This window comes from Advenella kashmirensis W13003 (genome assembly GCF_000506985.1).
Taxonomy (GTDB): domain Bacteria; phylum Pseudomonadota; class Gammaproteobacteria; order Burkholderiales; family Burkholderiaceae_B; genus Advenella; species Advenella kashmirensis_A.
In genome coordinates this window covers 2,331,462-2,345,463 of the sequence record NZ_KI650979.1, presented here as the reverse complement: position 1 = coordinate 2,345,463, position 14,002 = coordinate 2,331,462, and the positions used below count along the sequence as shown (strand labels likewise).

Sequence of the window (14,002 nt, the reverse complement as noted above, 5' to 3'; positions counted from 1 at the left end):
ACATCTTTGCTAAATGACCGCGCTTTCCAGGAAAGATTGAATCTGCGATTCACTGTAGCCGATTTCACTAAGCAGCGCTGCATTGTCCTGTCCCATCGCCGGCGCCGCTCGCACGGGATGCTCGCCCGCCCGAACCGGCGACGCGATCACCCGTACCTTGGTCGTAGGATGCGCCAGTTCCAGAATACGCTCCTGCTCACGAATGAAATCATTGTCCAGCGCCTGCGCGACGTCATAAACAGGGGCTGCAGGCACCTTGCCGGCAAAGCGTGTCATCCACTCCTCGGTGGTGTGCGCTGCCAGCACGACCTCCAGATCCTGCTTGAGCTGATCCCGGTTTTTCAGGCGGCTTTTGAAATCGCAATACTGTTCGCTGGCAATCCAGTCGTGACGCTCAATCGCCTTGCATAACGTGCCCCAGAATTTTTCCTTGTTGCACATCAGAAATACCCAGCCGTCAGCCGTTCGGTACAGCTGGCTGGGAGTCAGAGACGGATGGCTGGAGAACGGCTCACGCTTGAGCGAAAATCCTTCATTCAGATACCACGTTCCTACATAAGCCAGATTATGGACTGCCACATCATACAGGCTCACATCAATATCACGCCCGACGCCGGTGGCGCGGGCCCCCAGGATACCTGCCAATAAGCCCATCGCAGCGGTTGTGCCGGTCATCAAATCTATAATGGACAATCCCATGCGACTGGGCGGGCCATCCGGTTCGCCGGTCAGAGACAAATATCCGGCTTCGGCCTGCATCAGGTAATCATATCCCGGCCAGGCTTTGCGACTGCCCTGCCGGCCGTAAGCCGACAAGTGTCCACAGACAAGTTGCGGATTCAGATGCTTCAAAGCATCATATGTCAGGCCCAGTTTTTCCGGAAGATCGCCCCGCAAGTTATTGAAGACGGCGGCTGCATTTTGTACCAGTCGGTGCAGTATTTCGATCCCCTGCTCTGATTTCAGGTTGAGCGTCATACTTTTTTTATTGCGATTGAATGACTGGTAAAAATGACTGTCATTTTCATCGAAATAATAGGGCCCGACGTGCCGGCCGACGTCACCGCCATCGGCGCGGTTTTCGATTTTGATCACTTCTGCGCCAAGGTCGGCCAGATGTTGTGTGCCGAAAGGACCTGCACCATATTGTTCAACTGCGATAATTCGTATCCCCGCCAGCGGCAGCATACTGCCTGCCGTGTCCTGCGTCGTGCTGCTCATATCCGGTTCCTCTCAATCATCTGTTTCGCAATAATGATTCGCTGCATCTCATTGGTACCTTCACCGATCAGCAGCAGGGGCGCGTCGCGATAAAGCCGTTCAACGTTGTATTCCTTGGAATAACCGTAACCGCCAAATATGCGCATTGCCTCCAGCGAATTCTCCATACCGGCCTCGGTTGCGAAATACTTTGCCATGCCGGCTTCGGCATCACAACGTTCACCTTTGTCGTAGGCTGCGGCAGCTGAATAGACCAGCAGTCGGGACGCTTCGGTACGCGTCGCCATTTCTCCCAATTTCAGTTGTATGGCCTGATGTTCACAAATGGGCTTGCCGAACGTTTTACGCGTCTGGGAATAGACCAGCGCCTCTGTCAGCGCCGCCTGCGCCACGCCCAGGCCACGCGCCGCCACGTTGATGCGTCCCAGTTCCAGGCCGTTGAGAATTTGCTGCAGCCCCTTGCCTTCTACCCCGCCGATCAGGCGCGACGCATCCACTTCGTAGTCGTCAAAATTCAGTGCGCAGGTGTCAATCCCCTTATAACCAAGCTTCTCCAGCTTCTTGCTGACCACAAACCCCTTGCCTTTTTCCGCAATCAGCAGACTCATGCCGCGATGCCGTGGCATGGCTTGCGGATCGGTCTTGACCAGCAGCGCAAGACAATTGCCGTACATACTATTGGTTATCCACATTTTCGAGCCATTCACGATATATTTGTCGCCATCGCGACGCGCTACCGTTCTGATGGCCTGCAAATCTGTGCCGCAATCAGGCTCAGTCAGTCCGACCCCGCCGCGTAGCTCACCTGTCGCGAAACGCGGTAAAAAGGCGCGCTTCTGCTCGTCGGTGCCGTTACGCTGGACGGTCATGGCCATAATGACATGCGAATTGATAATGCCTGAAATCGACATCCAGACTGCGGACATGCGCTCGATGATCTTTGCGTATGTGACTGTGGACAACCCCAGGCCGCCATATTCGGGCGCAATCAGGCAGCCAAAGAGCCCCATCTCCTTCATTTTTTCCACAATCTCTTCGGGATAAATATCATCGTGTTCCAGTTTGTGAACATGCGGCTGAACTTCGACCGCCAGAAAGCGATCCAGCATATCCAGGATTAACTGTTCCTGTTCCAAATCGTATGTGTTGGTTGCGTGCATTACTTCTGTTCCCCCTTGCTCATGCCGTCCAGCAAATCACGAGCGTCATGTTTTTCGATGTTCTGGATCAAGGACTGAATCCGGTCGATGGACTCAGCCTTCAGTACGGTTCCCGCATTTTCGCGAAACTTCAGCACGATTTCTTCGTTGGTAATGGGCCGGGTATCGGCACCACGGTTGATATGTTCACGATGAGACAGCATGCTTCCGTCTTTCAGCTCCACAATCACTTCGCCTGAATAGTATTTTGGAAAATCCGCTTCCGGATCCGCCATGCTTTCGACTTTTTCAGCAATGGCAAGTGTGGTCGCATCCGTATAGGCGGCTTCGTCAAGGGCATCCAGTCCGAAACGGCCATAGCGCAAGCCGGTTGCCACGGAGTATGGAATACTGAACTGAGCCTCGTAGGCGTTGGCCGGCCTTTTCTTGTTCTCGACCGGTTCGCACACGGTTTTCATGACTCCGGCAGGCACTTTCGCGACGATCCTGGCGATCTGCTCCAGGGCCAGGTCTTTATGCAGGATCGCAGCAGCATCGGCGCTGGCATGCGTAAAATGGCACGCCGGGATCGGTTTGATCGCAACATTATTCAATTCCCATGTCTGGCCGATCGTGTCGATCTCCTCTTGCAGACCATTCAATTGAAAGTCCTTGCCCAAATGACTGGCAAACAGACCAAAGCGCCCTTCATAGGTTTCTCTTGGCCCGATGAATCCATTCTTTGCCAAGGTTGCCGCGGTAATGGCGCATTGCGCTGCCCAGCCCGGATGAATGCGCTTTGTCCATGCGCCATCTTGCAAAAACTCCATGCTGCCCGCAGCAAATGACAGTGTGATTCCCTGCGCGTGCGTCATTTGCTCTTCGGTCAGACCCAGCAGCAAGCCGGCGGCGATCGTGCATCCAAAGGCGCCAATCAGGCCAGTCGGATGAAACCCGACCTGATGGAACTCGCCACGCGCGGCGGCGCCGAGCCGGGTGGCCACTTCAATACCCAACACATACGCCGTCAACAGATCCTTTCCAGATTTATTGTGTGCGTAGCCCAGTGCCGTCACGGCTGTAACCACCGATGCCGTGGCGTGAATAATCCCATTCGGATGCGTATCGTCGTAATCAAGACCGTGAATCAGCAGGCCGTTCATGACTGCCGCATCGCGAGTGGGCAAGTTTGTGTCCATGCCCACGACGGGCACGTTGCCTGCCGAACCTTCAGTCAGGGCGAGCAACCCATCGAGGGTGCGGCGGGAAAAATCAAAGCGGGTCGAGGCAAATGCGATCCCGAACGCATCAAGCATCAAATGTCGCGCCCGCTCACGCACTTCGTGGGGAATGTTGTCGTACGTAAAGGCCCGAGCCTTATTGCTGATCGTCTGTGAAATTGTCTTCATTGCATCCTCTTCAGTTTACTTGCGCACCGGAAACATCCACGGCGACTTTCCATTTTTTAATTTCGTCTGCAATATACTGACGAAATACCTGCGGATCTTTCAACACTGCTTCAGACCCCAGCCCCTGAAGCACCTTTATGTTTTCCGGTGTTTTCCAGCTAGCTTCCAGGGCTTTGTAGAGCGTATCGATAATCTCCGGCGGCGTTCCCTTGGGGGCCCCCAGCCCGACCCAGGCCGGTGTCGCCAGCTCGCCTATGCCTGCCTCTTTCGCTGTAGGCACTTCCGGCACAGCCGCATTACGTTTGTCATTGAGCGTCGCCAGGATACGAATATCGCCCCGCCGCGCCACGGGTAACAACGCAGGACCGGTATCGACCATCGCCTGTACATGCCCACCGATCAGATCGGCCACAGCCGGCGGACTGCCCTTATACGGAACGTGGCGGATGTCCAAACCCTGGCCGTGCTTGAGTAATTCCATTGCCAAATGGCTGGTCACACCGCTACCGGCCGACCCATAGTTCAACTTGCCAGGGTTCGCTTTCACATAGTCGACAAACTCGCTTGCGGTCTTCATGGGGAGCTTTGCATTCACAGCCAGAAACAGAGGCACTTCGGACAATTCGGTAACGGGCGCAATATCGCGTAGCGGATCGTAGGCCAGGTTTGTATACAGACTGGGGTTGATCGCCAGCGGTCCGCTGGATGTCACCAGCAGGGTATAGCCATCGGGTGCCGCCCGTACCACATCCATCGCACCGATAATGCCCGATGCACCAGGTTTGTTTTCTACAAAAACTGACTGCTTCAGTGCGGATTCCAGTGTTTTTGCGGCAAGCCGGGCCACAATATCGGTCGCCTGCCCCGCAGGAAATCCCACGATAATCCGGATTGGCTTTTCCGGGTATGCCGCAAGCGCCGGCGCCATCGGCAACACGAACAACAGTGCCATGACTGCACTGACTAATTTTTGTCTCATCTCTGTCCTTTGAAGGGTGTGAACGGCTGCATCGTTTTTCTTTTCACAGCCGCAAATACGTAGATCGCGCCAGGCCTTAGCCCTGCACCAGATCCTGTTGCGGTTTTTTTCCAACCAGGAAAGTCCGCTCGAATACCATGATTTGTTCGTCGCGCTGATTGAACGCTGTCGTTTTAACCGTCACGATCCCCTGCGACGGCCGGGATTTGGACTCGCGAACGTCCAGCACTTCCGACTCGGCATACAGCGTATCGCCGGCAAAAACCGGATTGGTGAGCTTGATATCTTTCCAGCCCAGATTGGCAATCGCCTGCCCGCTGACGTCGTTGACCGACATACCCAGCACAATGGCAAGCGTCAGGCCGCTACTGACCAACAGCTTTCCGAACTCGCTTTTCTCGGCAAAAGCCTGGTCGCAATGCATGGGGTGATAGTTCATCGTCAGCAGGGAAAACTGGATATTGTCCGCATCGGTCAAGGTCCGTCCCGGACGATGTTCGTAGACATCCCCGACAGAAAACTCCTCTAGATAACGACCGTATCTGGCTCGATAGCGATTGGGGGCAACCTGTTCGGGTGTAAGCATTTTATCTCCTGTCTGTGTGTTTGTTTATTTGTCCGTACATTACGATAAACATAATAATTTTGTTTTTTACTTATGTCAATGTTTTTATTTTTGCCACATTATTTCTTATGATAATGGTCATAAACTCGCATCTTTACGAGAAGCACGCCGATTTTTTTCATAAGAATGGCCTCAACACCAGGGTTGAATGGAACCAACTGGATAATTCAGGCAGCGCACGAATTGACAAGCTTGTGGTTTAATGTCACGATTTATACGGACAATGTACCAAATAATCATTACCAATACACCTTGCAGGCTAACAGGCTCAAATAAAACCTGACTTCCTGCACATAACAATTTCACCCTGGAGACAACCATGTTCAAACTGCATCGACTGCTGTTTTCCTGCATCCTTTTTTTTTCTGTTGCAACCCCAGCCCTCGCTCACGACTTCAGTGGCAGACCGGTCACGATTGTGGTTCCCTATAACCCCGGTGGCGGCACCGACACGATTGCACGACGACTTTCCAACCAGTTAACAAAACAACTCAACACAAGTGTCATCGTCGAAAACAAGGCAGGCGCAGACGGCATTATCGGCACTTCCTCGGTTGTACGATCCAAACCAGACGGCCACACGTACGCTCTTGTGGTCAATACGCATGTGGTCAACCCTCTGTTCCATAAAACCATGCCATACGATACGCTCAAGGATCTGACCGGCGTCACCATGATTGCCAAGTCCCCGCTGGTTCTGGTGGTGCCAAAGAGCCTGGGTGTCAAAACCCTGGATGCGTTTCTTGCACTGGCCAGAAAAAATCCCGGGAAATTTGCTTACGGCAGCTCCGAAAACTTCACCAAACTGGTGGGCGCCCGCTTCGTCAAAGAACAGAATCTGGACATGATCAACGTTCCCTATAGCGGCGGCGCGCCGCTGATGACAGACGTGGCGGCGGGCAATACCACGCTGGGCGTCGGCAGCATACTGGCAGCCAACGCGTATATTTCCTCAGGTAAAGTAGTTCCAATCGCCTTGACTGGCGACCGGCAGGACGCCTCTCTGCCCGGCGTCAAAACCCTTAAGGAACAGGGCATGCCCGATTTTTCGATGTACGTGACCTATAGCCTGTTTGCGCCGGTCGGCACACCAGACGAGATTGTGCAGGGCATGCAGCAGGAGATCAGGAAGGCAGTTATGGTCAAGGAGGTCAAAGACGCCCTGCAAGCGCAGGTAGCCGAACCCGTTGCCAATTCGGTGGCCGAGTTCAACCATCAATTGCTGAACGAGTATTCCGATCTCAGTAAACTTGCCGCCAGCATCGGGCTCAAAGTAAGTCAATCTGACTGAGCTGTCAGGTGTGATCGTTTTTGTGACGCCCACACCTGCTTGCCGACCATGCCCCCCTCATGCCATTGTCTGTTTCTGCCAAATGAAGCATGCATATCACATGCTTCATTTGGCGGTAATGCCGCCTTTATCGGCAACACGTTGCCATTTTTTCTTTTCGTTTTCAAGAAACACGCGAAATTGCGCTGGCTTGTCCAGCGTCACCGTCGCACCCTGAGCCTTGAGCTGCTCGGCAATCTTCGGATCCTGTGTAGCCGTCAGCAGACTGTCGTTGATTTTCGAGACAATGGCATCTGGCATATTTTTCGGGCCGAAGAAACCATACCAGCTCAGGGACTCCACTTCGGGGTGACCGGTTTGCTTGAAAGTCACCGCTTCAGGAAATACATCCAGAGGCGTGTCCGCCGCGACAGCGATCACTTTGAGCTGCCCCGATTTGACGTAGGGCAGCACGGTCAGTACGCTGGTCACGCCGGAGTCGACATGACCACCTACAATATCCACCATTAACGGCGATCCGCCCTTGTATGGAACAGGTACCGCCTTGATGCCTGTCGCCTGGCGAATCAACTCACCCGTCAACTGGGTCTGCCCTTCCGAATAACCGATGCTGACATCCTGCTTCTTGCCAGCCTCGATGTAACTTGGCAGATCCTGGAATTTGCCTTCGTTTTTGACGGCCAGGATAGATGGCGAGACAGCAAACCGGGTAATTGGCGTGAAGTCGGTTTGTGGGTCAAAGGGAACGCTCTTGGTCAGGATTTTATTAATAACGTGAGATCCAACCACAAGCATGATTTTATAGCCGTCTGGCGCGGCGCGCTGGACATCAGCCGAGCCGATAATGCCATTGGCGCCCGCCTTGTTTTCTACCACGACTGTCTGTTTCCAGATTTCCGATAACTTGGCGCCAATCATTCTGGCCAGAATGTCGGTCCCGCCGCCCGGCGAATAGGGAACGATCAGAACAACCGGCTTTTCGGGCCATTTATCTATACTCTGCGCCCATACAGCACCCGGCAGCGCAAGCATTGCCGCGCAGGCAAGTAATTTTTTGATCATTGGTTTCATTATGTCTCCTCCTTTTTTATCTGATTTATTGCATGGTTTCCAGGTCTTTGTATTTATCGTCAAAATCCCAGACTTTCTGAAATCCCATCAACCTGCTGAACATCTCAAAATCGGCCAGATCGGTATAGCCCACCGAATCACCGGCTTTTTTCAGTTGCCCGTACGCAGATTCAAGCGCCCGGCCCATCGCGAGAAACCCGAGCCCCGGATGAATAGCCAGTGAAAATCCCATCTGTTCCAGTTCCTGCGCGCTCGGTTGCGGCGTTTTTCCACCCTCCACGATATTGACCACCAGCGGCACATCAAAGCGGCGCCCGATCGCCTCCAGCTCTTCCCGCGACTCAGGAGACTCAACGAACAGCACATCGGCGCCCGCCTGCAGATAGCTGTCTGCGCGTCTGAGCGCTTCGTCCAGCCCCAGCGAGGTCCTTGCATCGGTACGGGCAATAATCAGAAAATCGTCCCGACCGGCACGCGCATCAACGGCAACGCGGATTTTGGCCGCCATATCTCTGGCCGCAATCACGCGTCGACCTTTCGTATGCCCGCATTTTTTTGGAAACTGCTGATCCTCCAGCTGTATGCCGGCCGCGCCGGCACGAATGTAGCCGTCAACGGTATGAGCTACATTCAACAACCCGCCATAGCCTGTATCGCCGTCACAAATAATCGGGGTTGATGTTGCTGAGCAAAAGGCCTGCACACGGTTGACCATATCTGAGTACGTTGCCAGACCCGCATCGGGCAACCCGAGATAAGAGGCAACCGTTCCGTAGCCAGTCATATAAAGGCAGGGAAAATCAAACTGGTCGGCAATTTTGAGTGACACCATATCAAAAATACCGGGTGAAACAATCAACTTCTTCTGATTCAGCAAGGCTTTCAGCGAGGTTGCCGGGTTCTGCATAAAAACTCCTTTAATTTATCAATATTGAAATAGTCAGCATTCCGTTGACGCGGTCGACTGCATCAATCTTGAAATCACAGTATTTTTTGCCGCCAGAATATGGCTCAGCATCACACTTTCTGCCCACTGCGCGTCCCGCGCTCTGGCAGCCTCGACGATCTCGTAGTGATGCGCGTTGCTTCTGGCTGTTTCCTGCGGCGTGAACTGACGGAAGGTCCAAATCACCAGCGGCAGCTCCACCAGATTATTCAAAATGGCAACAGCTCGCGGATTTCCCGAAGCAGTCAGTAGCGTTTTATGAAACTGGTGATTCGCCTGCGTGCGTTTTTGAATGGCCGTCTCGCCGGATGTGTTTGAAAAGCGGGCAATATCATCAGCATACGTTTCCAGGGCGAGCAACTGATCGGCGTCAAGCCGCCCGATCGCGCATCCTGTCAGATAAGGCTCAAGACGAACCCGAATGTCGAAAATATGTTCCAGATCTGTGTGCGACCATGTGCTCACCCGCACGCCCTGGTTGGGCACGTTTTCCAGCCAGCCTTCCGATATGAGCCGACGGAATGCCTCGCGCAGCGGCGTACGACTGACGCCATATTTCTGCGCGACCGCCGTTTCCTTAATCCGGTCGCCGGGCCGGTAGACCCGGTTCAGTATGTCTGAGCGTACGCCGTGGTAGGCCACTTCAGTAGAGGACATGGTATTGGTTCCAACATGGCTGATTAAATTACATTTGCCATATTGTATACAATATTTTTATTTTTTAGATTATTATCGTATTAATTTTCATATTTATAATATTTTGTATGCAATTTTTCGAATTTAGTCCAAATACCCACGACGCCGGTCATGCCCGAAAAGGACACGCCGGCGTTTCACATTCAATTTTTTGTCTGCAGGCTGGCACGGGCAAGATCCAGCCCAAGCTTGCCTTCCTCGCGGGCGAATTGTGCAAATGCCACCTGACTCTCTGACGGATTGACCTCTTCAAAGTTTGTGGTCAGATTTTTTTTCACGGCGGATTCTGCCAGCACCTTGCCTGTCGCCGTAAATAGCGTATTCGTAACATTTTGAGGCGTACCTGCCGGCACGAATACGCCCCACCAGTTTGTGATGTCGTATCCTTTGAGCCCCGACTGATCAATCGGCTTAAATTGATTGATGACTGCCGATGGCGCTTTGGAGGTAATTGCCAGCCCCTTCACTTTTCCGGTATCGATCATTGCCTTGGCAGAAGGTGCTGTGGCGAATGAAATATCCGTATCGCCTGCCGCAACCGATTGTGTCGCAGGAGCGCCTCCCTTGAATGGAATATGCAAAAGATTCCTGCCTGAAAGCCTCAGAAACTCGACTCCAGCCAAATGGGTAATCACACCGTTGCCCGACGACGCAAACGTCAGTTTGCCGGGTTCTTTTTCAGAGCGATCCAGCAGATCCTGGACGCTGTTGATGCCTGACTTCTTGCTGGCAATGAGAATCATGGGAGATGTCGTCAGCCTGGCCACAGGGATGAAACTCTCTGGCGTATACGAGACTTTATACAGCACATTGTCGCTTCCCATGACACTGGAATTGCCCATAAAGATCGTATAGCCGTCAGGCTTCGCCCTGGCAACGTGACCAGCCGCAATCGTAGAGCCCGCGCCAGGCCGATTCTCAACGATCACCGGCTGATCCAGCACTTTTGCCAGATGGTCGGCATAAACTCTTGCCACATTATCCGCGCCCCCGCCTGGCGGAAATCCTATTACAAGTGAAATTGGCCTCTCAGGATATCCGGCAGCATGAGCCGAGACGGTCGCAGCCAGCAGGACTGTCGCCGTCAGTATTTTCTTTGCTCCAATCATATTTGTCTCCATATATGGATTTACCCACTTTGTTATATTTCAACGCCCCCGAAATACAGGATCGCGCTTCTCTTTCCAGGCAGTTGCTCCCTCTTTCATATCTTGCGACAACTCCGAATGCAAGACGGCCTGGTTAATTTCATCGATTCTCATATCCTGCCGGGCAATCAGATTCAGATGCCGCTTGATACCCAACAGGGCTAAAGGAGCCATGGAAGCCAGCCGGCCGGACAGGTTTTCAACACAGTCACCCAACTGAGGCGCAGGAACAAGCTCAGTCAGAAACCCCATATCCAGCATTCTCTGCGCCGCGATTTTCTCGGCTGTCAGAAAAAGATATTTCGCGTTGTTCAGTCCAAGCCGTGTGACATAACGTTGCATACCGCCAGGATAAAAGTGCAGTCCAAACCGCACAGCCGGCATGAACATATTGACACTATCGCTCCCTACCCGGAAATCACATGCCAGGCACAGATCTGTTCCTCCGCCATAGACGCCTCCCTGTATGGCGGCAATCGTGACCGGACGACATCGTTCAATCATGTCCATCACCTCACCGAAATACAGCGAACTGGGCGCCTCGTCCGAAGCGAGCGATGAGATGTCATAACCGCTGCAGAAATACTTTCCGGAAGAGAAAAACCGCAATACTCGCACGTCGTCGAGCGCATTCACATCTGCTATATGCGCCTCTATCGCTTTCAGGTCTGCGGGAGAAAGACGATTGGCATAGTCAGGCTTGTTCAAGCGGATAGTCGCGATGGGGCCATCAATCTGAAGCGCAGGCGCGTATTTGTCTTCATTCATATTGACGCGCCTTCTCTTTCCCGATCCGCCTGAAACAGCACTCCCTGCTTAATCAATGTCTTGATTCGTTCACTGGTGAGGCCGATTTCCGAAGCCACCTGGGCTGTATCCTGCCCGAATACCGGCGGCGCCGCACGGACCGTCGAACCATCGTGATTGCTCATTTGCAGCGGTAACGCCACTTGCCGCAGGGGACCCAGTTGTGCATGCTCAACCGTTTGAACCAGATTACACGCCAGCACCTGTTCATCGCTGAACACATCTTCCAGCGTGTTGATCGGCCCGGCCGGAATGCCCTGTTCAATCATAATGGGCGTCCAGTGCATACGGGTGTGCAGTTGAAGACGGCCCTCCAGAATCTCTTTCAGGATATGACGGTTCTTCATTCTGTCCGCGTTGCGTACAAAACGAGGGTCCTCTACCAGCTCATGCAGTTCCAGCACCGAGCACAGCCGTACCCACATATCCTGCGTTGCAGGAGCCAGATTGATCGGACCGTCGGCTGTGTCAAATGTGCCGTAGGGCGCAATCACCGGGTGCACGTTTCCACAGGGCTGCGGAACTTCTTCTACACTCAGGTAGCGCTGTCCTTGCACCGAGAGCAGACTCACCAGGCTGGCAAGCAGCGACGTTTCGACATGCTGACCCTTGCCCGTCGCTTTCATTTCTATCACTGCGGCCAGTACGCCGATCACGGCCCACATCCCTGCAGTCAGGTCTCCAATAGCCGTACCCACACGTGTCGGCCCCGACTCAGGCGTACCCGTCAGACTCATAAAACCCGAGTACCCCTGGGCAATCTGATCAAAGCCGGCCCAGTTCTTCGCCGGGCCTTTACTGCCAAAACCGGAAATAGATGCCATGATCAGCGAAGGCTTTTCCTGACTCAGTGAGTCATACGATAAACCCATGCTTTCCATGGTTCCCACCTTGAAGTTTTCCACCACGATATCGGATTGCAGCGCCAATTCGCGAATGAAAGCCAGGCCCTCGGGTTTTCGAAAATCGACGCCGATACCTTTCTTATTCCGGTTCGCACTCAAGTAATAAACACTGATGTCCTGGTCGAAGGGCCCCCATTGCCTGATCATATCGCCTTTGGGTGTGGGCTCTACCTTGATGACCTCGGCGCCCAGATCGGCCAGTGTCATCGTACTGAAAGGCCCGGATAGAGCACGCGTCAGATCCAGGACACGCAGGCCGTTTAATGGTTGTTTCATGATTGCCTCCTTTTCGCGTTATTCTAGGCAATAAGATTTTCCAATCAAAATATTGTTTTTTTATCGTACGATCGTATTTTCTTATGATAAATTTTCTTCCTAACAGTGAAAGCGTACACGGACACCGGCCGCATCATGAATACACGTCAAATGAAATATTTCATCAGAGTCTTCGAACTCGGAAATATGACCAAGGCGGCTGCCACGCTGCATGTTGCCCAGCCGGCCCTGACCCAGCAAATTCATCTGCTTGAAGAGGAACTGGGTGTCGCCCTGTTTATCCGTTCCACGCGCGGGGTCAAGCCTACGGGTGAAGGGACGCTTCTGTACAAACATGCCCGCACGATTCTGCGTCAGATTGACAATACCAAAGCTATTTTGCACCGAAAGGACAATGCGATCAGCGGCACCGTTTCTATTGCGCTGGCTTCCAGCACGGCACGCATGCTGGCGCTGCCGCTCATTCGCGAAGTCAAGCAACGCTACCCGTCGGTCATACTGGAAATCGTCGATCTGCCCAGTGCCGATCTGACTCGCCAGGTTCTGCAGGGACGCGTTGACTTTGCGCTGACCCCGGATCAACAGGAAATCAAAGGGGTTACGCTCAAACCCTTTCTGGTAGAAGAATTATTGCTGTTGTTGCGCGCAGACATGCCCATGAAAAAACGTCGTGTCACGATTGAAGACATCCGCAAATTGCCGCTAATTCTGCCAAGCCTGCCCAACCGTTTGCGCTCACGCATTGACCATGCATTCCTTGAACGTCGCCTTCCCTATGAACTGATCGCTGAAGCCAGCACGTCGGCCATTCTGATTCCCGCAGTCAGGCACGGACTGGCGGCCACGATCCTTCCCTACTCGGCCGCTCACGATGAGATCCACGACGGTACAATCAGTATGCGACGTTTTGATTTCGAATTTATTCGCGAGATTTTTATTTGTCATGCGGATAATGTGACCGGCAATGAAGCGGTGGCATGCGTCATCGCCGTCTGCGAAGAGACCGCGAACCGGCTTATTGCGGATAACATCTGGAAATATACCAAGCTACTGTAAAACACCTATACGGTTATAGATCGCTTTCTTTAACGGATTACCCATGAAACCCACCTTATCATCCATAGAAAAACAGCTGCTCGACTTTGCCAAAGCCCGCGACTGGGACCAGTACCATTCCCCCAAGAATATCGCCATGGCGCTTTCCGTAGAGGCAGCAGAGCTGGTTGAGATATTTCAGTGGAAAACCGAAGCGCAATCGGCTTCGCTCAATGAACAGGAATTGCGTGCTGCCCGGCACGAGATCGCCGATGTCTTCTTATACCTTTTGACCATCAGCCGGGTCCTTGGCATAGATATTCTTGGCGCCGCCCAGGAGAAACTGGAACTGAACGCGCAGAAATATCCGGTGGAAAGCAAATAGTGTGCTTTGATACGTTATCGACGACCCGCTGAAACTCTGGTCATCAGCGACGCTGGTCACAGTAAACGC

14 protein-coding genes are annotated in these 14,002 nt (G+C 53.1%); 3 read left to right on the top strand and 11 right to left on the bottom strand.

What is annotated here, in order from left to right; all coding sequences use genetic code 11:
* Window positions 1-9: 9 nt before the first annotated feature.
* The 5 genes from W822_RS34680 to W822_RS34660 all read right to left on the bottom strand — a co-directional run bounded on the left by W822_RS34680 (window position 10) and on the right by W822_RS34660 (window position 5,334).
* Window positions 10-1,221 carry a CaiB/BaiF CoA transferase family protein gene (locus tag W822_RS34680; protein ID WP_051401669.1) on the bottom strand — a complete coding sequence of 404 codons (1,212 nt, stop codon included), beginning with the start codon at window positions 1,219-1,221 and terminating at the stop codon, window positions 10-12.
* Entirely contained in the window at window positions 1,218-2,381 is a 1,164-nt protein-coding gene (locus W822_RS34675; protein ID WP_024005243.1) for an acyl-CoA dehydrogenase family protein, read from the bottom strand. Before W822_RS34675 ends, W822_RS34680 begins: the two co-directional genes overlap by 4 nt.
* On the bottom strand, window positions 2,381-3,769 hold the full coding sequence (locus tag W822_RS34670) for an MmgE/PrpD family protein (protein ID WP_024005242.1): 1,389 nt from the start codon (window positions 3,767-3,769) through the stop codon (window positions 2,381-2,383). Before W822_RS34670 ends, W822_RS34675 begins: the two co-directional genes overlap by 1 nt.
* A gap of 10 nt (window positions 3,770-3,779) precedes the next feature.
* Window positions 3,780-4,748, bottom strand: coding sequence for a Bug family tripartite tricarboxylate transporter substrate binding protein (locus W822_RS34665; protein WP_024005241.1), 969 nt, complete (start codon window positions 4,746-4,748; stop codon window positions 3,780-3,782).
* 76 nt (window positions 4,749-4,824) lie between these two features.
* Window positions 4,825-5,334, bottom strand: coding sequence for a MaoC family dehydratase (locus W822_RS34660; protein WP_024005240.1), 510 nt, complete (start codon window positions 5,332-5,334; stop codon window positions 4,825-4,827).
* A 358-nt stretch (window positions 5,335-5,692) separates the two neighbouring features.
* Here W822_RS34660 and W822_RS0123570 point away from each other — a divergent pair, with 358 nt between their 5' ends.
* Window positions 5,693-6,664 carry a Bug family tripartite tricarboxylate transporter substrate binding protein gene (locus tag W822_RS0123570; protein ID WP_024005239.1) on the top strand — a complete coding sequence of 324 codons (972 nt, stop codon included), beginning with the start codon at window positions 5,693-5,695 and terminating at the stop codon, window positions 6,662-6,664.
* Window positions 6,665-6,769: 105 nt separating this feature from the next.
* Here W822_RS0123570 and W822_RS34655 read toward each other — a convergent pair whose 3' ends face one another.
* The 6 genes from W822_RS34655 to W822_RS34635 form a co-directional block, all read right to left on the bottom strand.
* Window positions 6,770-7,735, bottom strand: a complete 966-nt coding sequence (locus W822_RS34655; protein WP_024005238.1) for a Bug family tripartite tricarboxylate transporter substrate binding protein — start codon at window positions 7,733-7,735, stop codon at window positions 6,770-6,772.
* Window positions 7,736-7,760: 25 nt separating this feature from the next.
* Window positions 7,761-8,642: an isocitrate lyase/PEP mutase family protein gene (locus tag W822_RS34650; protein WP_024005237.1), complete on the bottom strand. Its 882-nt coding sequence runs from the start codon at window positions 8,640-8,642 to the stop codon at window positions 7,761-7,763.
* A 33-nt stretch (window positions 8,643-8,675) separates the two neighbouring features.
* Entirely contained in the window at window positions 8,676-9,338 is a 663-nt protein-coding gene (locus W822_RS0123565; RefSeq protein ID WP_051401668.1) for a GntR family transcriptional regulator, read from the bottom strand.
* A 182-nt stretch (window positions 9,339-9,520) separates the two neighbouring features.
* Window positions 9,521-10,486: a Bug family tripartite tricarboxylate transporter substrate binding protein gene (locus tag W822_RS34645; protein ID WP_024005235.1), complete on the bottom strand. Its 966-nt coding sequence runs from the start codon at window positions 10,484-10,486 to the stop codon at window positions 9,521-9,523.
* Window positions 10,487-10,525: 39 nt separating this feature from the next.
* Window positions 10,526-11,293, bottom strand: a complete 768-nt coding sequence (locus tag W822_RS34640; protein WP_024005234.1) for an enoyl-CoA hydratase/isomerase family protein — start codon at window positions 11,291-11,293, stop codon at window positions 10,526-10,528.
* Window positions 11,290-12,513, bottom strand: coding sequence for a CaiB/BaiF CoA transferase family protein (locus W822_RS34635; protein WP_024005233.1), 1,224 nt, complete (start codon window positions 12,511-12,513; stop codon window positions 11,290-11,292). The genes W822_RS34640 and W822_RS34635 overlap by 4 nt, the downstream gene beginning before the upstream one ends.
* A 135-nt stretch (window positions 12,514-12,648) precedes the next feature.
* Between W822_RS34635 and W822_RS34630 the strand changes: the two genes are divergently transcribed.
* Together W822_RS34630 and W822_RS34625 are read left to right on the top strand one after the other, a co-directional pair.
* A complete protein-coding gene (locus W822_RS34630; protein WP_024005232.1) occupies window positions 12,649-13,569 on the top strand; it encodes a LysR substrate-binding domain-containing protein in 921 nt (306 codons plus the stop codon).
* A gap of 43 nt (window positions 13,570-13,612) precedes the next feature.
* Entirely contained in the window at window positions 13,613-13,933 is a 321-nt protein-coding gene (locus W822_RS34625; RefSeq protein WP_024005231.1) for a nucleotide pyrophosphohydrolase, read from the top strand.
* Window positions 13,934-14,002: the final 69 nt, after the last annotated feature.